23 protein-coding genes and 1 tRNA gene are annotated in these 19,157 nt (G+C 45.5%); 9 read left to right on the forward strand and 15 right to left on the reverse strand.

Going from position 1 to position 19,157, the window contains the following annotated elements:
* Positions 1-20 precede the first annotated feature (20 nt).
* Entirely contained in the window at positions 21-869 is an 849-nt protein-coding gene (locus SYN_RS10025) for a KPN_02809 family neutral zinc metallopeptidase (protein WP_041584985.1), read from the reverse strand.
* Between the two features lie 421 nt (positions 870-1,290).
* Here SYN_RS10025 and SYN_RS10030 point away from each other — a divergent pair, with 421 nt between their 5' ends.
* From SYN_RS10030 to SYN_RS10065, 9 genes are all read left to right on the forward strand, one after another.
* On the forward strand, positions 1,291-1,866 hold the full coding sequence (locus SYN_RS10030; RefSeq protein WP_011418004.1) for a DUF4126 domain-containing protein: 576 nt from the start codon (positions 1,291-1,293) through the stop codon (positions 1,864-1,866).
* A 20-nt stretch (positions 1,867-1,886) separates the two neighbouring features.
* Positions 1,887-2,504, forward strand: coding sequence for a DUF2238 domain-containing protein (locus SYN_RS10035; RefSeq protein WP_041584986.1), 618 nt, complete (start codon positions 1,887-1,889; stop codon positions 2,502-2,504).
* 207 nt (positions 2,505-2,711) lie between these two features.
* Complete coding sequence (locus SYN_RS10040; RefSeq protein ID WP_041584987.1) at positions 2,712-3,152, forward strand: surface-adhesin E family protein; 441 nt, start codon at positions 2,712-2,714, stop codon at positions 3,150-3,152.
* An 86-nt stretch (positions 3,153-3,238) separates the two neighbouring features.
* Positions 3,239-3,364 carry a hypothetical protein gene (locus SYN_RS16815; protein WP_258165130.1) on the forward strand — a complete coding sequence of 42 codons (126 nt, stop codon included), beginning with the start codon at positions 3,239-3,241 and terminating at the stop codon, positions 3,362-3,364.
* Positions 3,365-3,549: 185 nt separating this feature from the next.
* Positions 3,550-4,425 (forward strand): thiamine pyrophosphate-dependent enzyme, encoded by an 876-nt coding sequence (locus SYN_RS10045; protein ID WP_041584988.1) that lies wholly within the window; start codon positions 3,550-3,552, stop codon positions 4,423-4,425.
* Positions 4,422-5,534, forward strand: coding sequence for a transketolase C-terminal domain-containing protein (locus SYN_RS10050; protein ID WP_011418008.1), 1,113 nt, complete (start codon positions 4,422-4,424; stop codon positions 5,532-5,534). Before SYN_RS10045 ends, SYN_RS10050 begins: the two co-directional genes overlap by 4 nt.
* On the forward strand, positions 5,527-6,054 hold the full coding sequence (locus SYN_RS10055; protein ID WP_011418009.1) for a 2-oxoacid:acceptor oxidoreductase family protein: 528 nt from the start codon (positions 5,527-5,529) through the stop codon (positions 6,052-6,054). Before SYN_RS10050 ends, SYN_RS10055 begins: the two co-directional genes overlap by 8 nt.
* Positions 6,051-6,302: a 4Fe-4S binding protein gene (locus tag SYN_RS10060; RefSeq protein ID WP_011418010.1), complete on the forward strand. Its 252-nt coding sequence runs from the start codon at positions 6,051-6,053 to the stop codon at positions 6,300-6,302. Before SYN_RS10055 ends, SYN_RS10060 begins: the two co-directional genes overlap by 4 nt.
* 263 nt (positions 6,303-6,565) lie before the next feature.
* A tRNA-Leu gene (locus SYN_RS10065) sits at positions 6,566-6,653 on the forward strand.
* A 6-nt stretch (positions 6,654-6,659) separates the two neighbouring features.
* Here the strand turns inward: SYN_RS10065 and SYN_RS10070 are convergent.
* From SYN_RS10070 to dapF, 14 genes are all read right to left on the reverse strand, one after another.
* On the reverse strand, positions 6,660-7,754 hold the full coding sequence (locus SYN_RS10070) for a tyrosine-type recombinase/integrase (protein WP_011418011.1): 1,095 nt from the start codon (positions 7,752-7,754) through the stop codon (positions 6,660-6,662).
* Between the two features lie 3 nt (positions 7,755-7,757).
* On the reverse strand, positions 7,758-8,135 hold the full coding sequence (locus SYN_RS10075) for a helix-turn-helix domain-containing protein (RefSeq protein WP_011418012.1): 378 nt from the start codon (positions 8,133-8,135) through the stop codon (positions 7,758-7,760).
* Positions 8,119-9,621 carry a hypothetical protein gene (locus tag SYN_RS10080; RefSeq protein ID WP_011418013.1) on the reverse strand — a complete coding sequence of 501 codons (1,503 nt, stop codon included), beginning with the start codon at positions 9,619-9,621 and terminating at the stop codon, positions 8,119-8,121. Before SYN_RS10080 ends, SYN_RS10075 begins: the two co-directional genes overlap by 17 nt.
* Complete coding sequence (locus SYN_RS10085; RefSeq protein ID WP_148202551.1) at positions 9,621-10,910, reverse strand: plasmid replication initiation factor; 1,290 nt, start codon at positions 10,908-10,910, stop codon at positions 9,621-9,623. The genes SYN_RS10080 and SYN_RS10085 overlap by 1 nt, the downstream gene beginning before the upstream one ends.
* 51 nt (positions 10,911-10,961) lie before the next feature.
* Positions 10,962-11,945, reverse strand: coding sequence for a hypothetical protein (locus SYN_RS10090; RefSeq protein ID WP_011418015.1), 984 nt, complete (start codon positions 11,943-11,945; stop codon positions 10,962-10,964).
* Between the two features lie 191 nt (positions 11,946-12,136).
* Positions 12,137-12,682 carry a hypothetical protein gene (locus SYN_RS10095; RefSeq protein ID WP_011418016.1) on the reverse strand — a complete coding sequence of 182 codons (546 nt, stop codon included), beginning with the start codon at positions 12,680-12,682 and terminating at the stop codon, positions 12,137-12,139.
* Between the two features lie 28 nt (positions 12,683-12,710).
* On the reverse strand, positions 12,711-13,205 hold the full coding sequence (locus SYN_RS10100; RefSeq protein WP_011418017.1) for a hypothetical protein: 495 nt from the start codon (positions 13,203-13,205) through the stop codon (positions 12,711-12,713).
* Between the two features lie 168 nt (positions 13,206-13,373).
* On the reverse strand, positions 13,374-13,598 hold the full coding sequence (locus SYN_RS10105) for a hypothetical protein (protein WP_041584989.1): 225 nt from the start codon (positions 13,596-13,598) through the stop codon (positions 13,374-13,376).
* Positions 13,588-14,244, reverse strand: coding sequence for a hypothetical protein (locus SYN_RS10110; RefSeq protein WP_011418018.1), 657 nt, complete (start codon positions 14,242-14,244; stop codon positions 13,588-13,590). Before SYN_RS10110 ends, SYN_RS10105 begins: the two co-directional genes overlap by 11 nt.
* Before the next feature lie 414 nt (positions 14,245-14,658).
* On the reverse strand, positions 14,659-15,198 hold the full coding sequence (locus SYN_RS15360) for an NYN domain-containing protein (protein WP_049749970.1): 540 nt from the start codon (positions 15,196-15,198) through the stop codon (positions 14,659-14,661).
* 185 nt (positions 15,199-15,383) lie between these two features.
* Positions 15,384-16,109, reverse strand: coding sequence for a GIY-YIG nuclease family protein (locus tag SYN_RS10120; protein WP_011418020.1), 726 nt, complete (start codon positions 16,107-16,109; stop codon positions 15,384-15,386).
* A gap of 776 nt (positions 16,110-16,885) precedes the next feature.
* On the reverse strand, positions 16,886-17,206 hold the full coding sequence (locus SYN_RS10125) for a hypothetical protein (RefSeq protein ID WP_011418021.1): 321 nt from the start codon (positions 17,204-17,206) through the stop codon (positions 16,886-16,888).
* A gap of 153 nt (positions 17,207-17,359) precedes the next feature.
* Entirely contained in the window at positions 17,360-18,040 is a 681-nt protein-coding gene (locus SYN_RS10130) for a Crp/Fnr family transcriptional regulator (protein WP_041585627.1), read from the reverse strand.
* 31 nt (positions 18,041-18,071) lie between these two features.
* Positions 18,072-18,911: a diaminopimelate epimerase gene (gene dapF / locus SYN_RS10135; RefSeq protein WP_041585628.1), complete on the reverse strand. Its 840-nt coding sequence runs from the start codon at positions 18,909-18,911 to the stop codon at positions 18,072-18,074.
* Positions 18,912-19,157: the final 246 nt, after the last annotated feature.

A 19,157-nucleotide genomic window follows, 5' to 3' on the forward strand; every position in this document is an offset into this window, starting at 1 on the left:
TGATGCGGGGTTTCAAGTTTTTATAAATATTTTGCGTTAAAGGCATCGCACTGGCCGGGATCACCCGACTCGAAACCTCGTTTGAACCACCGGACCCTCTGTTCCGACGTGCCGTGGGTGAAGGCATCGGGTACGATTGTTCCCCGTGTCTGTTTCATGATCCGGTCATCACCGATGGCGCTTGCGGCCCCCAGGGCCTCTTCCAGATCACCGGATTCCAGAATGTTGCGCACCTTGTCCGCATGGCAGCCCCAGACACCGGCAAAACAGTCGGCCTGCAATTCCACCCGCACGGAAAGCTGGTTGGCCTCCACCTTGCTCATTTGCTGCATGGCCCTTTGGGTCTGATCGGTAATACCCAGGAGGTTCTGTACGTGATGACCCACTTCATGGGCAATCACATAGGCCTGGGCAAAATCACCGGGTGCCTGAAAGCGGTTCTTCATATCTTCGAAAAAGCTCAAGTCTATATAAACCTTGCGATCACCAGGACAATAGAAGGGTCCCATGGCTGCCTGCGCGAATCCGCAGGCGGATTGAACAGCCCCGGAAAAAAGAACCAGCTTCGGCTCCTCATAGGTTCTTCCGCTGCGGCGGAATATTTCGTGCCAGGTCGTTTCCGTATCGGCAAGGACGACGGATACAAATTGACTCGTGGGATCCTGTCGCACCGTCTGCTCCTGCTGAGACACGGGCGGAGGTCCGGTTTCCTGAACCTGTTGCAGGACGACCGATGGATCAATGCCGAAGTAGAGGCTCAGAAGCACCAGAATAACCGTACCGATCCCCGCCCCCGCAATCCCGCGTTTGACGGTCACCCCTCGTCTGTCCTCAACATTCTCGCTCCTTCTTTGATTTTGCCAGCGCATACCGTTCATCCTTTCCCGGTGTTCCCTGCATGACTTCTTCTAAAATCATGGCTGCAGAAAACGGTTTATTTCAGACTTTTCTTTCCTGAATTGACCTGATCACCAAAGGATTCTTTCCAATACCGTTCACTTTTTATAACTCATTTTTTATAACTCATATCCGAAATCTTGGGAAGATGACTTTTTCAGCTTACATTATATCCGCATATCCGCCATGGTGGGGATGACGACGTTCATTCCAGATTCCCTGTTTTCACGTCGACCCTTCCGGAAATTTGATTTTCCGTCATAATCTCTGTTAGTATTCTTTCAACTGTTTTTGGCTGTCAGGGCTTTGATAAGGGAAATCAGAAGAAAGAGGCAGGCCCCGGACTTTAAAAACGGGGTTTTCCTTCATGGAGAACAGGAAACTGGAAACACCATGGATACTCTGATCGGAATGGCGATCGGCATCGGTTTGAGCGCCGCGTGCGGCTTCAGAGTCTTTGTCCCGTTGCTGATCATGAATCTTGCGACATCGAGTGGACAGATTCACCTGTCGCCTGAATTTTCATGGATTGGAAGCCCTTATGCAACGGCAGCTTTCGCGACGGCAACCCTCATCGAAATTCTCTGTTATTACATACCCTGGGTCGATCACATTATCGATACGATCTCAACGCCAGCCGCAGTGATTGCCGGAACCGTCGTTACAGCGTCAACAGCGATCGAATTGTCTCCTTTTTTAAAGTGGACTCTGGCGCTGATTGCCGGTGGAGGAATAGCTGGACTGGTGCAGGGATCAACGGTCGCGCTTCGGGCAAAATCATCGATCTCCACGGGAGGAGCCGCAAATCCCCTGATTTCCACACTGGAGTTGATCGGCGCCATATTGACAGCCCTGCTCGCTGTCCTTGTTCCTGTTCTCTGCCTGATACTCGTCGGCTTTTTTTGTTTTGTTATCTTCCGGAAAGTCGGCCGCCTGATATTCGGAAGAATGAAATTTCAACAGAGATAACTTGTCGTGAGAAAAGACCAATGTTAAAACAAAACCGGATTCTGATCCTTTATATCATCATCTTTTTTCTTGCCCTGATCCTCTCAGGAATCCATCCAAAAGATCAACTGGTCTGGTTCCTGGAGGTCTCGCCGGCGGTGATGGCTCTTGCCATCCTGGCCGTCAGTTTCAAAAAATTCCGTTTCTCGAATCTCGTTTACTTTCTCATTCTTGTCCACTCCATCGTTCTGATGATCGGGGGGCACTGGACATATGCCGAAGTCCCTTTTTTCAACTGGCTAAGGGATATCGGGATATTCTCCCGCAATAATTATGACAAAGTTGGGCATTTCATGCAGGGTTTTGTTCCCGTCCTGGTCGCGAGAGAAGTCATAATCCGGAAGGACATCGTCAATGGCGGGAGATGGACGAACTTTTTTTCCATCGCCGTAGTCCTGGCTGCAAGTGCGTGCTATGAATTTATCGAATGGTGGATTTCCCTTCTGAGTGGAAGCAGGGGCGACGCGTTTCTGGGAACGCAGGGATATACCTGGGACACTCAGTCCGACATGTTTTTCTGCCTGATCGGCGCCGTTGCTGCGATAATGACACTGGCCAGGATTCATGACAGGATGATTCGCGATTCACAGCATTCATGAGTTCTCATCACGAATCGGCCGGATTGAAAACTGTTTTCTCTGGCAATATCGGAATGGCCGCGGATTAACGGAGCATCAGGAGAACAATTTTTAATTTGTTATTTTGACCGACCTACAGTATTTATATTTTATGGTCGACAGAGCGATGAAACCGTCATCTGAAAACACAATACCGGATTGCCCGCATTCCAAAGGAGGAATACAAGCATGAAGACTTTCCGTATTTTTCTCCTTGGTGTCTTTTCCCTCTTCTTTTTCAGCGTCGCTAGCCGGGCGGCTGACTGGCAGTTTTTCAGTGAGAGTCCGCGCGGCGATTACTTTTACGACGCCTCAGGCATGAAAACAATATCGAAAAACGTCATAAGGGTTTTGGTTAAGCTGGATATCACTCCGGAAGAATGTGAACGGTGGCATGCCAGATTCGGAGAGAAATATCGTGATTTCAGTCACGAGGAAGAGTTGAAGGAAATCAACTGTTCCACTAAAAAGGCCAGGGTCATTTCCGTTACAGAATACGATGAAAATGGCGAGGTTATCGACAGAGTCCATTTTGGTGACACATCCGGGTGGGACCGCATTGCCCCCGGCACTGTAAATCACGCTTTATCGAAAGTCGTTTGCAAAAGGCAGAGAGCGGGAAAGAGATAGTGAGGCAACAAAACATTAAAACAAAATAACCGAGGGCGTCAGGTCGCATCACCGGCAGATGGATGCGCAGGGAACAGGGAAACTCCATGATTACGATTAACAGAATAGTCGATACGATACTGATTTACTGGCGGGAAATTCCGGACTGGGTGGTTTTTGGCTTTATAATCGTTATAGTTATCCTTGGCCTTAAATTCGTGCTCAAACCTTGAAGACGGCATAGCGAAGCGGAACGCGGAACAGGGGGGGAACAGAAAAAACCGGCGGGATACAAGGCCTGAAATTAAAAAGCACACACTGATCAAGCGGGAAGTTCAACAAACAAGACCTTTTTTGGAATGGGACAGTTCGCAACCAGGTGTCTCTCTCATTCCTTGACGGAAGATGGATACTGAAAATGGACATCCCCAGCGAAGAATACCTGCTTAAGTGCTCATCCTCGTGTGCCGGATGCAGCGACTCTCTTACCCTGCGTTACGTGCTCAAGGCAGCGGGACCTGATACGGTCCTGATCGTGCCGGCCTGCTGCACGAGTGTGATTCAGGGCATGTACCCGCAAACGGCATTCAACGTTCCCGTATATAACATCGCTTTCGGGGCCGCCGCTGCCTGCGCTTCCGGCATGTCGAACGCCCTCCGCGCCCTGGGCAGAAAGACCAGCGTGATCGTTTACGCCGGTGACGGCGGCACACTCGATATCGGGATACAGGCTCTTTCCGGCGCCTTTGAAAGAGGCACTGATTTTTTATATATCTGCTACGACAACGAAGCATACGGAAATACCGGCATGCAGCGCTCCGGAGCAACCCCCCTCGGCGCCCGGACAACAACGACCCCCTCAGGAAAAATGGATGTAAAAAAAGACATCGACGCGATTGTCGCGGCCCACAGCCCGCCCTACATGGCAACGGCCTGTCCCGCATACCCCCGGGATCTCTTCCAGAAAGTCCGGAAAGCACTCATGTTCCGGGGCCCATCCTTTCTTCACGTGCTTGCCCCCTGCCCTCCCGGCTGGCGTTTCTCACCGGAAAAGTCCGTTGAATTGGGAAAACTCGCCGTAAAATCCTGCATGTGGGTGCTTTACGAACGCGAGCACGGCAAACTGTCCCTCTCCTCACCTTCCAGAACAGCCATGAAAAAGCCGATTCCTCTCGAAGAATATCTGGCGCCTCAGGGTCGCTTCGAGGGAATTAACGCGGAAACACTTGAAGCTCTCAAGCAGAACATCGCAGAGAGCATAAAAAGGCTGACAGCAGAGGAGGCGGGAGGATGAAAACGATTGCAACCGGCAACAAGGCAGTAGCTGAAGCTGTCAAACAGGCCCAGCCCACAGTGATCGCCGCCTACCCGATTACCCCGCAGACTCAGATTATTGAGCAGATTGCAGAGTATGTCGCCTCAGGAAAGCTGAAGAGCCGTTTCATCCCCGTGGAAAGCGAACACTCCGCGATGGCGGCGTGCATCGGGGCCAGCGTTACCGGAGTCCGGACGTTCACGGCAACCAGTTCCCAGGGCCTGCTCTACATGCATGAAATGACAAACTGGGCGGCAGGCGCCCGTCTTCCCATTGTCATGGCCAACGTGAACCGGGCCATATCTCCCGGATGGAACATCTGGGCCGAGCATACGGATTCCATGCAGGAGCGGGATACCGGCTGGCTTCAGGTCTATGCGGGCAGCGTGCAGGAGGCCTATGATGCGACACTGATGGCTTTCCGCATTGCCGAGCACGAGGATGTCCTGCTTCCCGTGATGGTCAACCTTGACGGATTCGCTTTAAGCCACATTTCTCAGCCGCTGGACCCGGTCGAGATCGGAGATTTTCTCCCGCCGATGTTCCTTCCCCATGCCATCGATACCCAAAACCCCGCCGGTTATGGGGTGCTGACCGGCCCTGACGATTACTTCAAATTCCGCTGGGACATCGAACGCTCCATGCGGGACTCGGTCAAGGTTATTGAATCCGTGCAGGAAGATTATGCCCGTCGATTCGGCCGGTGCTATGGCTTCACGGAGGATTACTGCTGTGATGACGCGAACGTCGTCGTGATTTCAATGGGAACACTGGGCAAGGAAGCCGAAGTGGCCATCGACATGCTCCGCAGTGAGGGGATTCGAGCCGGCTCTCTGCGCCTGCGCTGGCTGCGTCCGTTCCCGGAAATCAACCTCGAAGGTCGGGAGATCGTCGTGATCGACCGGGCTTACTCTTTCGGCTTCGGAGGCATCCTGGCCACATCCATCCGATCCCGGATAAAAAGGGACCTTTACAGCGTGATCGCCGGTCTCGGGGGACAGGAAGTTACGTATGAAGATATCGCCGATTTCATCCGTCAGCGTCGTATCGGTGAGGAATGCTGGTTCGGGGTGAACGACCATGCTTGAGATCCGCATCCACTCCCGGGGCGGCCAGGGTGGGGTGACAGGGGCAAGGCTTCTTGCCCTGGCAGCGATCCATGACGGGAAGTACGCAACGGCCAGCGTCTTCTACGGGCCGCAACGCCGGGGGGCGCCCGTCATGTCCTTCGTCCGGATAGATGATCGCCCGATCAGGATCTACAGTCGCATCAAGGAACCCGATATGGTCGTAATCCTGGATGCGAGCGTGATGGATATGGTCAATGTGCTGCAGGGTTTGAAACAGGGCGGCAGGATATTCATCAACAGCGTTGAAGCAAAAGATTTCCCCGGTTTTTCCACTTGTCACGCAGACCTGACCGGAATCGCGCAGAAGGAAAATATCATCGTTGCCGGCTATACGATTTTGAACACACCCATGCTCGGGTGTCTCGCAAAGATGGGGATTATCTCGCTGGATTCGGCAAGAAAGTCGATTCTGGAGATGTTTCCCGATGAATGCAACGTCAGGGCTGCAGAAGCAGGATATCGAGAGATGAAACTATGAGTCAGGGTCGTCAGCGCCTCGCCATGAGCAGGCCAAAACAGGGAGCTGCAGGCAGGACCGGATTCTGGCGGATTTCAAAACCGGTCGTGGATAAGGACAAATGCGACTCCTGCGGGATCTGCAGGATGTACTGCCCCGATAACGCCATTGACGGGAATATCGAGATTGACCTGGAGTTCTGTAAAGGCTGTGGAATCTGCGCCAACGAATGTCCGAAAAAAGCCATTGAAATGGTGCGGGACAGATGAAAATTTTCTCTGTTGTATTGGATAATACCTGCTTATCCCCGCTTCTCAGACAAACAGGACCGTCCGCATCCTGATGTATTGCAAACGGACATATCCGAACTCGAATGCGGAATTTTACGGCAGTACACATGCAGTTAACTCATGGATTTTCATTAATGATTCTAAATATCTGCGATCAGATAACCAAAACGGGCAATACCTTGAAAATTCCAATTAATTCTTGACAGTCTTCAGTAAAAATAATAAACGGAAACACCAATTGGGCCTGGGTGGCGGAACTGGTAGACGCAAGGGACTTAAAATCCCTCGAACCTTGCGTTCGTGAGGGTTCGATTCCCTCCCCAGGCACCAGTAAAATCAATTACTTGCGAGTTTTAAAAGGGGAGCTTTACTCCTCTTTTTTTGTGATTGTGATAAATTTGTGATAATCGGTTTTTCTACATCATCCATCATTTCAATGGCTGCTCTCAAACTTTCCGTGTGATGATGAGCATACCTCTGAACCATCGTTACAGTTTTCCACCGTCCTAATTTTTGAACAGTATACAAATCGGCACCCTTACGGATTAAGCGTGTGGCAAACGTATGCCGAAGGTCATGGAACCTGAAATTGCTAATATTTGCCTTTTTAAGGGCGACATAAAAGGCTTTCAGCAACAGCCTGTTCCCTTTGCGGTCCCCCAAAGTGTTTGGGAAAACATACCCTTCCAATGGTAATTCAGGATTATGCCTGTTCTTTAGAACAGTCATGGCTGTTTCGTTGAGCGGAAGAGTGTCAATGCAGCGATTTTTCTGTTCATGGATGGTGACAGTTCGCCGTTTCATATCCACCTGGGACCATTTCAAATCAAGGATTTCACTTTGGCGCAAGCCCGTATGAATGGCGAATATAATAATATCCTGGAGCCACTTCGGAGATTCCTTGAGCAGATTTGTTTCTTCCTCTGAAGTTAACCATCTTTCGATCTTGTTGGTTACCCTATCCTTCTTCACCTTTGAAACAGGATTTTCATTTGCTAATCCCCACTCACGAATTGCCAAATTGAAGGCATGGCTCATTGTGATGAGTTCGTAGTTGATTGTTCGGGATGAAACTCCATCAGACCTCCGTTTGACTTTGTAATCGGATATCATTGCCGGAGTAAGTTCCGTTAAATACTTCTCTCCAAAATAACTCTTTAACTGCGTGACAATGCTTTTATCTCTCTTATACGACGAAGCAGCCTTATTTACGGCAGAATACTCCGTCATATACTTATCCATCAAATCCTTGAACTTGTAACTATCCCCTGGCAGTTTTTCAAACCACTTTCCTTCCGCTATATCCCCTTTCAATTTGTCAAAGATCCTTATGGCGAGTTTTCTGTCTTCCGTCTCAGTTGACCGGCGAAATTGCTCTCCATTATGAGAAAAACTCATCCACCAGACCGTTCCTCTTTTATACAGACCCATTTCTTATCTCCTTTGTGGGTCCCTTGATCCGGTCTGATTTCCCGTGGCGGCATTATAAGCTTCATCCTTGCTTTGGTCAATTGCCCTTCTGATCATTCTATCAATAGAGAAATTCGCCCTTTGTCGTTTTTCCATCAAACTTATTGATTTATTTTTATTTTCAACATCTGTCTCGACTTTCTTATTTTCCATCCAAGTGTCGATTTCTTGTTTCTTGAATCGAATCAGTTTTCCGACTCTATAATGGGGGATGTCTGAAGTCATGGCATAGAGGGTTTTTATTTTCACCTTCAGGTAGTTGGACAGGTCCTCAATATTCCAAAAGCCATCATCAATCATTAGATTCTTTGCTTGGAGTTCACTTTCAGAATGGGTATTCATATTTCCTCCATTCTTTCAGCTCTCCATCCATCAATTGTTCTATCTGTTCCGGCGACTTTTTCCCTTCCTTCCGCATGGCTTGCAGTTTTTCATGATAGAATTCGCGCTCTTCAGGAGACTGAAAGTCAACGGGAACCTGCTCTTGTTTACACTCTCTACCTCTCTCTACATCTCTCAAAACACTAAGATTCTGTTCAGTTTTTTCAGGTAGAGAGTTGGTAGGCTTTGACGACTCTCTACCTGTATATCCATATTGTTTCAGGATCATGGCATATTCATCAGCGGTAATGACTATTTCAGAATAACCATGAACAATCCGGTTGTGGAAACTCATCCGCTTTAACCTTTTACCTATCCATTGTGAAGTAACACGCTTGTCTTCCGGTCTGCCCTCATTGTATCGGGTGCGGATGTCGTTGGTCTTGATGGTCCATTCTATAAATTGATCACAAGCAAACTTATCAGTTATTTCCTTGATAATGGCAACTAGGCGACCTTCAACCGAATCTTTTCGGGATTCATCCTTTTCACCCGCAATGGCATGAATTGAATCCTCCAGGATATGGCAATCAACGGGCAGCAGGGAATTGACCAGGAATAGCGGTTTTGAAATATCCCAAAGCCTTCCAGAAATGCCCTCGGCGGGTTCCATATTGGGAAAGGTTGTGACGAGATGTTTCGCTCTCCAGGCAGTTAACCTCTCTTTGAGTTCCAAAGCCAGTTCAGGACGGATGTTCTCATAGTTACCTGGGCGGTTTGGCATGATGATTGGCAGACATCTCGTTTCAAGGATGGTGTGAAGGGGTTCATTGCTGGCTATGATGGTCGGTCCGTAAATATCGTAATACACCGTATCATTGAATGGACCTTGTTCCGGAAATTGAACACGGGAACACTTGGCGCCTTTTTCATACCGCAACAGAAGAATATCCTCACAACCACTCCGTTCCGCTTTTTTGGAAACATCAAGCAGATCAAAGAACAGTGTTCCATGTAGATTCTGACTATATCGGAAGATGGTAGCTTCCCGCAGTTCAATCAGGTGGATTCCGCGGAAGGCAACATAAACAATGGACTTGCCCGTTCTACTCTTCCCCCGTTCCGGCACAGCATGAAAGAGAATATAGGGGCAGTAATCAATTCCGGGATGGTCGTGCAGGTAGGTCAGAAATGTATAATGGGCGATAATGGTCCACTGTTCTTCATCCAAGGCAGAGAAGCGTTTAAGGTAATGAAGTAAATCATTGTAGAGTGCCTGATCTTCCTGACTGAAGTAACGCATAACTTCCGCAGCTCGCGGAAGCGTGAACTGGAAATGTTTCTTTTCAGGAATTGAGAAACTTTCTGTTTCTGTCACATACTCTGGAGCAAGGACAAGTTCACGATCTTTAAGGATCGCATAAACAAGCTGCCCGTCATCCTGGATACAGACGTCAACCAGTCCAGGGAAGTAGGCTGAAAGTGTCGATTCACAGAAAGGGTCCATTATTGTTCACCTCCAGCCGAAAGAGTTCCAAGCTGAATGGCTTTTTTGATGCAAGCGACTTCAAACTCTTTGATATTGTTACGTCCAGCCAACCTGTTTTGCAGTTCTGTAAGGGCTTCTTCTCGGTCTGTTATTCCCAGGCGGGCAGCAAAAGAAGAAAGACAACCATCCATGTGGGAAAGTAGCCATTTCAGGGATGCGGTTTCCGTTGATCGACAAATACGCGTTACCTCTTCAACCGGGGCATTTTGCTGAAAGCTTTCCTGGACAGCGCACCACAAAGGGTGGATGGTTCTCCGCTCAGCTTTTTCATTATCCAAGAGCCGGAGGGAAAACCATTTTGAAGTGAGATAAAGCCATACACCTGCTTGTTTGTTTTCCAGGTCATCCAGAGAGTTAATTCCGAATTGCTTCAGCGCAGGGCGGTGAATTTCATGTTCCATCCGCCAGATATCATCACTTGATTCGCGTTTCCAGAAGTCAAGGAACCATAGTTTGGTTCCTTCCTTTTTAACCTCCAAACCTTTATTGTAAATGCGCAGCTTAATATGGGAATTTGGACTTGCCACATAATAGGATTCCATTTCGTCCTCATCCAGGTATAGTCTACGTTTTTTGTTGCGACTAACCTTGTGAGCACGCAAGAAATCATAAGAGAGGCCACCGGGAATCCAGAAATCAGCGCATAAATCTACACGGCTGACCTTGACAAATGAAATGATTCCCTTCCCTATGGATTCTAGGTCTTCGCCGATCCAGTTTAAAGCTTTATCAATTCCTTCTTGCCAAAGGGTTTTGGCACTGATGGAAAGATAGACATTTGGAGTTGAGCCAGGTTTTGCAGCTTTTCCGACAAAGAGGTTGTAAGCTTCGAACTGAAGGTGAAAACGGTAGTTTTCTCCCTTACTGTTTGCTCTGAAAATGCATTGCCTCCCGGTAGGTAACTTAACAAGCAATCCTCCTTTCTTGCGTGCTTGTTGCTTCATTTTGTCCAGGGAAAGCAGTCGTCTTTTCCAATCCAGTCCCCAATTCACATAAAAACCGAGGTCCAGGGTGTCAATACCACGCAGGAGAAACTGGAATTCTGTAACGGGTGGGGTTGCAGCATGGCGTGTTACAGATTCCGCCATGCTGGTTTTAGTTTCTTCAAGGTCGAGTTCACCACGAGCTATGACAGACGCTTCGGCTTGCGCCTGGCCGGCGCAGGCCGGGGCGTCTGTTTCAGCATTGGGGAGATCGGCTTTGAAAACTTCTTTCCGCTTTTGTTTTTTTGATTTTGTATTCTTCATGGTGGAGGAAATTACCATGAAGAATTTCAGGACAACCGGACAGAAAATGAATTATTTTTTGTCCGGTAGAGGAATGACGTTCCATAATTTTCTTGCCCTTTGAACTGCTTTTTCAAAGGTTTCAGGAGTCACTATTAAATCCGGGTCGACATGATCTATACCTTTTCCCTTAGCTATGGCATCAAACAGTTCATGAATATCCACAGTTGTTAATTTCTGTTTCAAGCCAATGGACATATTCGATATCAACCCGGCAAGGTAAAATTTTATTCTTCTACCCTCTGTCTTCATCTGTGGCTTGGCTCGCATGGCCTTTGTAATGCGGTCAAATCTCTCCCGCTTTTTATCCACCGAAGCCTGATGAAATAGCTCACTCAGTTTTGGATCATGAATAACGTTTTTATCAAGCCTGAGAAGCTTTTCAAAGGCATTGTCGTCACCATGTCTTGCTTTCCAAAGAAGTTTCGGAGGATATTCTCCGTATAAAACCGCACAAGGTGCCCAAACCTTGAGGAAGAAAAGCACTTCAGGGGTTGTAAAGTTTTTCTTTCTGCGCTTCTTTTCTTCAGCATCAAGTTTTAAATCTTCGTTCATTACATCAGCAACGATGTATTCTTGAATACCTTGATAAAGCTCCTTCACATTATTGAAGACTTCGTATTGTTCTTCCGTTGACATATTTTTAAAAAGATCAATGCTTTTTTGTATATTCGGAACTTTAAATTCGGAAAGAAATGTTTCAAAGAAAGTAACCCATCCCGCTGTTTCTTCATCAAGAGACTTAAAAGCCGACATTACTCCTTGACGCACTTTGCGATGTTTACGACAGAAACCAAGCCATTCTTTGTGTGGAGGAAGAGGAATATATCCTTCCAGTCGTTCCTGCTTTTTTAGAGTGATGATGAATTCGAGGATAAAATCCGCATTAATTGCTATTGACAGTCCAGCCGTTGCCAAAAGAGGACTTTTGTCTTTTGCCCAATCTTCGAAATAACTCATTTGGAAGTGTTTTTTTTCTATCGTCTGTGTTTTCATTTTAATTTATCAAAGCTTTTGGGGTTGGCGTTGCTCGGGGCGGCTCTACCGCCGCCCTCGCTGCCAAAAGGTGGATATTATCTAAGCGGAGGTAAAGGAGTTACCCACAACCGCAGCCGCCTTGCTCCATACGGGCTACGGCTGTGGATGTGGATAACTCCTTTACTTAGATGTTAGTTGACATTTTATCCTTATGGCTTCTTAATTTCCCTTGGATAATAACCTGACCACTCTGCAGGCTGGACACAGAACAGCTCTACGTTGTCGTAAGCTTCGGTGCCTGTAGAATCAATCAACCAAATCTCTCCAAATCCGGATAAATACATGTCCGGTATCGTGTTTGGAGTAATGTAGCTCTTTATGTAGGATAATGGTATGTCAGCTAACTCAATTAAGAGTATTGCCGCCAGCGGTAGTTTCCAATCCAGCTCGTTTCGTTTTTTCTCCTTCTCTATTACTTTTAACTGAATCAGTTCTAAGGCATATTCATTATTCATGTAATCTTGCTTTTCAATGTACTTGTTAAAAAAAATATCGTTAGGATGACCACGCCTCACCTGAACGAGTTCTATACCGACCTCGCTACCATCTTTTCTTATGCAAATGAAGTCTGGTCTTTCTGAAACGGAATGCACTTCCAACAATTGACCGGTAATTTCTTCATAAGCCTCGAGGAAATAGTCTAGGATACCCTTTTCGACTGTTTTCTTTATTTGTTCTTTGTTGTAATAATTCATAAAATATAATGAAATTTAACTTTTCATATCATTGATACTTGGAAAGTTCCTTCTTCGCTTGCTGTAATTCACTCTCATATTGAGCTATCAACTTATATGATTTTTGTATTAATTCAGGGCGGATTTTGTTTACTGCTTGATTTGCTTCTGTTTCAGCATCGGTTGAGCTCCTGACCATTTCAGATGCGATTCTTTTCGCCTCTTCCGGGTCTTTTCCCTCAATAATCAAGCCACGAACCACTTCATTATAATCAATTAGAAATCCCTCATCCCTATCATTCCTCCATTCCCTAATGAAAGATTCCGTTTTGTATATCTTCTGTTCAAGCATTGCAACTCGTATGCACCAATATTTCTGAGGATTTGTAACACGCTGAAATGTATCTGATTGATCAACTGTCATTACAACCCATATAATCATTATAGGACTAAATAAAATTATTATTACCTTAACTATCCCCTTCCACCATGTGGATTCTGATCGAGCATTTTTCTCATTGCAAATTTTGTTTGTTAAATTCATCCTGTAACTCCAATATTTGGCTTAACAAGAGCAGTATCTGCTAATATTCACTTTTTCAGGAGGGGTGAAGATCACAGATAAAAATGAGGGAATAGTAAGTCCAACAAATACTCACTCAAAATCTATGCCGATTTTTGAGGGGCTTGTCACTTTTAGGATTGTGTTTTCTCATACCGTAATTAGCGTTTTTATTTTATCTTTACAGGCTAATGCCGCCAAAAACACTGCCGTTGATTCTCTGTTGTCCATTGAAAGAATTATAAAAACTCCTTTTGAGTCAGAAATAACTAAGTCAACACTATCATCCGCTTTAGCGGTTGTTTCGATCGTAATGTGCCCTTTGGAATTTCTTTCGTATGTCCTTCTGTCTAAATCTGTAAATTTATAATTCATTTTTCTCCTTTCTGTTTATATTCCATTTTTCACTTGCAAGGGCCACATTAGAATCTTCACCTTCTTTAAATTTCCAACCGTTATCTATCAATTGCTTTGCCGCCATTTCGTTGGCTTTAAAGCCCAAAAATATCGAAAATCCAATAATTACCAGAAATATAACAAAAGCAGCATTTCTCGCATGTGATGATTCAGAAGTATTCAATAAGACATATAAAATGACGATACCGGTGATTACGCCTCCCCACGAATTTAGCTTTTTCAGAAAAAGAGGAACTCCAAAAAAGAAACCAAAGAGGCAACATGGCCAATCAAAACCAATCTTTATTCTTTTAACCTCGTTCGAGTTATTATTTATCAGATTAACATATTGATTGAGTTCGTTATTCTTGGCCTTATTACGCATTATAATAGAGATGAAAAAGGATACTACGCATACGATTATTGCTTCGTTTATGGTTTTATAGATTTCTGTACCTAAAAACAATTGCGGTATTGATGAAACGATCCAAGAAATAACTAAAGAAAGCAAGATGTCTTTCCCAGATAATTTTGTTTTGATGATTAATTGTGATAGCCCGAACCCAACCCAGAAAAAAATTATCGTGAAGGGAATTAAATAAGCTGATCCAGCTAAATTATCCATGTGACCTCCAAATAATTTTATAATTTTGATGTGCTCAAAAAATTAACACTAATTGCTCCAAAAATCTACTATGTTGACTTTTTCTATCAAGATCACAGGAAGACCGCTGATTGAGCTGCCAAATGAAAGAAGGAATGGACTGAAACTCGCCTCCTCTGCTGTGATAAAATTGTGATAAACGTGAGGAGATGGGATTTCTTTTTCAGCTATTATTAACTACTTATGAAAAATCAGACCAGAAACCAAGGGGTTAATTTAAATATATATTCATGCCTTGTTATTTATTTCATCTACAAAAAAACAACAATGGTGAATGAAATATTTTAAGGATTTGCGTTTGAAATGATTGGTAAAACACCAAGCTGTGGGTGGTGTGGCCTTCGCAGTCTCCATCAACTAAGGTTGTATGTGCCGTCACCAAGGGTAATAGATTCTTACATTTTCTGCTGGTTCACACAGGAAATATGAGATGTCAAAAAAGTAGTCAGCCGCCATTTCCAGTTTCTTACTCAACCCAGGATCTCCCTCAAAGAACCAAAGAACTACTCTTCGGCCCTCGTCTTGAACCGCCTTAACAAGCGGAACATAATCCTCATCGCCAGCGACCAAAATAGCAATGTCGTAGTTGCCTCTGTGAGCATGAGTGAGCATTTCAGTAGCTATCGTAATATCCACTCGTTTGGTGGGGCGTCCCTTTTTCTTCTTAAACACCCTCGGAGCTTCGATACCAATATTTTTGAGTTGCGTCTCAACGTCCTCGATTTTGGGATCATCTCCTTGCACCGCTGTGTAGTAGTATTTCCGAATAACGTCACAGTGTACATGGTAAGGAATATTCGCAAAGTGAGACCAAACATATACGTCTTGAAGGAAATCAACATGTTTTTCTGGCGGTGCGTCAGCCAACCCAGCTTTATATCTGATTGCCAGATTCTCACCGTCGACGAAAACCATAGCCCTTGTGGGGCCTCTTAGACTATCAGGCAAGAAGTGACTGGAACTCATGGTGGGAGCCTCGTTTCATTTTACGTACAATGCCGGTCATCACTGGAAAGCGAATTTATAGCCGATCCGGTGCATGGTGTGGTTATCTAGCCTAATGTCAAGAAAACTTCGTCCTATAACATATTAAAAGCATTTCAAGGTCTTTCAGAAGTTCGTAGTGACACTTTCATCCGCGATTTGTCAGCACGCTTTTTTAATGCCAATTCAACACCAGTTTGACCTTCTCCGTAATCTGCGAAGAATCGTTCTACAAAAGCTACGACATGCGAGTGCCGTCCTGCCTTTGCTAAAGATTTAGAAAAATGGTCGGCTAATTGCGTCGGAGCGCAGCGCTGTTTTGGTATCAGCCTACGAGCACCAAGGTCGTAGTTGTTAAGGCTAATGGATTTCGCATAAAGAGAGTAGGCCTTTTCATAATTTTCGAACGCTTCTTCACTCTTGCCTTCCTTGTCGAGTTTTTTGGCAAGTTTAAACGACTCAGAATAGTCTCGTATCGCGTCGCTGTAGTCAATCATCATTCGTGAATCTACCGGTGAGTGCATATTCTGAAGATTTATGACTGTTGCTGCATGGTTGGCGAGTAAAACGTCCTCGATTCTCAAAGCGTCTTCTTCAGAAATGCCGTCTTTAACAATTTCCACGTTATACTGGTTATTTAAAAACTTCTCGACATAGTAATACCATTCCGGCTGCCTGTCCTTGGAATATGCTCGATTGCCAGTTCCTTTCCCTACATAAAAAACTGTGCCATCTTGAGCTTTATGAACATATACATAGTAACGACCTGGTTTGCATGGTTCATCAAGAGAACTAGCTCCACCACTACCAAGGATATCATCGCCAATACAAATTTTAATCATGAGATTCCTCTTATTAATTTGATTCAGTGTACAGAGTTAATTTCGCTGTGAAATTTACATTAGTAGTCTTGATATGTCTATCGTTTGTTTCAGGAAGAAGTTCGTCGAACCGCACAGAAGAAAATAAGGCAGTTGATGATTGTAAATCAACCCGCAAGGGTGTGTCCCTTGGGGTGTCCTTTTCCTCGAAATCGGCTTCAATAGGCTACAAAACATTACACAGAGGGACACACCAAGTTTAATAATAACAGATATTTGTAATAAAACAGGTGGCTTAGATATTTCTCTAATTCGCCTTTCACGCCTGTAACCTTGGTAAGATTTTCAAGAGGTTATTAAAAGGTGTACAACTATAAATGATCGTCGGATTAATACTCCGAGGACGGATGTGATAAATTTGTGATAAACAACAGGGCAAAGGAGGGAAATGGATAGAATAGGCAGGAACAAATGGAATCTAATAAATTTCTATTTTCAGGCAGTTACGGGAAATCAGACTTGAAATCAAGGGATTAATTTTAACATTTTTTTGCTTTTTAAGAACTTAAAATCCCTCGGTCCTTGCGGCTGTGAGGGTTCGATTCCCTCCCCAGCACCATGCAATATCAATTAGTTACATAATTCAAAGAGATTAAAAGGTCTCTTTTATTTTTTGTGTAGACTCGTTCTCTCCCCGCGTTTATTTTTACCCATATCACCATCAGAATCGAACGGTTTTCCAAAAGTATTCAGTATCCAATTCAGGATCAGCCAGTCGATCTACATACCTTTTAGAGCTATCCGGACTTAGAAGGAACATTTTCCTTTAGTTCGATGATGATCACATGTGTTTCTGATGCGCCTATATTCTCACCAATATGTTCTTGAGCCTGTGACCATAGCACTTCACCGGACTTGAACTCCCTCATCAAAACCTTGCCGTTCCCCAAGGTCAGTCTGCGTTTAAAAGGGCTAAGAGCATATAGAACGAAATCAGGATGATAATGCATGGAAGTCTTGCTTCCGGGCAAATCACGATACTCAAGGACACGCACTCTTTCATTTTCCAATAGCACCGTATACTTGTCGCCATCGGTCTTAACTGGATCTTGCGGCATGATAGTTCCCCCTTTATTTATGATAGTTGCTCTTAATTAAGGGAAAGGCTGACACGGACTATTTAGAGATGAATCTCGACAAGCGGTTTAGATAGAGTAATTTTACCTTTTGTTGAAAACAATGCAACACAGATTGATGCGGTCATTACTCAGTCATTGAGTTCTGCATTTCAACCGTTCCATATCCTGAATGCCGATGTTACCTCTGGAGGTCGTTATTATCCCTCTATCCTTCAGGATTTTCAGCTCCTTGTTGATGCTTTCCCGAGTAACGCCCGGCATTGCGCCCAATTCCCGCTGGGACATCCGGACTTGATATTCCGCGGATTCCCTGCCTGAAAGTTGTGATGGCTCAGCCAGTTCGAGAAGGCGTCTGGCTAGTCGGGAGGAAACTGTGAGAAAAGCTGTTTCCGCAAGGATGTCGTCTGTTCTCCGCAGGCGCATCGAAAGAGCGCGAAGAATGGAATGAACTGCATTTTCATTCTCGAAGAGGAAGGGGAAGAAATCGTTCCGATCAAGAACATAGAGAGTGCTGTCTTCAAGAGCCGTGGCATCGGCTGAGCGGGTTTGCTCGTCCAGCAGAGCCATTTCTCCGAAAAAGTCTCCGCCTCTCAGATGGGCAAAGGTTACTTCATCGCCCGCCTTGTTTGAAACGCTTATTCTTATCAACCCATTGGCGATGATGAAAAAAGCCGATCCGGTATCTCCTTTGTGGAAGAGAATCTCTCCCTTGTCCAGTGACTGGCCCTTGAGCAAACTGGCTAGGTGTCTGAGTTCCGAATTATTGAAAGATTCGAAAAGCGGTATTGCTTTGAGTAAGTCTATTACGGGCATGGTCATCTTCTCCATGTTTTTTTGAAGGTCATTATTTCTCGAACATCTCCGGGTCCATGGCTCCTTCACATATACGTGTCACCGGTCCTGTCATAGTGGCCACGAAGTCGTGAGAAAACCGGATGGTAAGACTCCCACCGGGCATGTGAACGGTGATTACTTCATTACAAAATCCCAGTTTATAGGCAACGGCTGCGGCGGCGGTGCTACTGCTCCCAGAGGCCAGAGTATAACCTGCCCCTCGTTCCCATATCTCAATGCGGATGTTGTTACGGTCAAGGATTTCCAAAAACTGAACGTTTGTCCGATAAGGGAAGCGGGGAGCTGTCTCGATCAGGGGTCCATAACACCGGGCAAGCTCAGGGGTGGATTTCTCACAGAGAATGACGCAGTGGGGGTTTCCTACAGTAGCGGCACAGTACTCGAAAGTTGCGCCTGAGATGTCCATATGCTCCCGCAATACTTCTCGCTCTTCTCCAGCCGCAGGTATCTTCGTGCTGAGAAAGCTCACTTTCCCCATTTCAACCGTTACAGTCCTACCTTCGTTTTGGACTTGGCAGACTACGTTCCCGCCAAGGGTCTCAACTGTGAAAGGGTCCTCATGAACCAAGCCCTGATCGTAGAGAAAGCGTGAAAAGATGCGAAGGCCGTTCCCGCTCTTCTCCGCTTCGCTACCGTCGGGGTTGAAGATTCTCAGGCGAAAATCGGATGATTCACTCTCAAGGGGACCAACAAGAATACCGTCGGAGCCGACTCCACAATGACGGTTACAAATGAGTTGAACCAGCTCAGCATCAAGATCTCCGAGGTCATTAATAGGACGGATCACTAAGTAATCATTTCCGAGGGCATGATATTTATCGTATTTAATCTTCTTCTGTTTCGAACGATATTGCCGATTAATGATCATCTTCTCCATGTCATATGCGTTACGTTAAAAAGACCCGGGAAACGGCATTTCTACGGCAATTTCTGCAAAACTACAATTTAAGCCTTCAAATTTGGGCGAAAAGAAACAGGTCGACCAATGTATCATCCGAAGGAAAAAATGACCTTGTAGAAATTTAAAGGCTACTCAGCTCGTTCTGGGTAAATTAAGGAGCGGATCTTATATCTA

The organism is Syntrophus aciditrophicus SB, assembly GCF_000013405.1.
Lineage (GTDB): Bacteria > Desulfobacterota > Syntrophia > Syntrophales > Syntrophaceae > Syntrophus > Syntrophus aciditrophicus.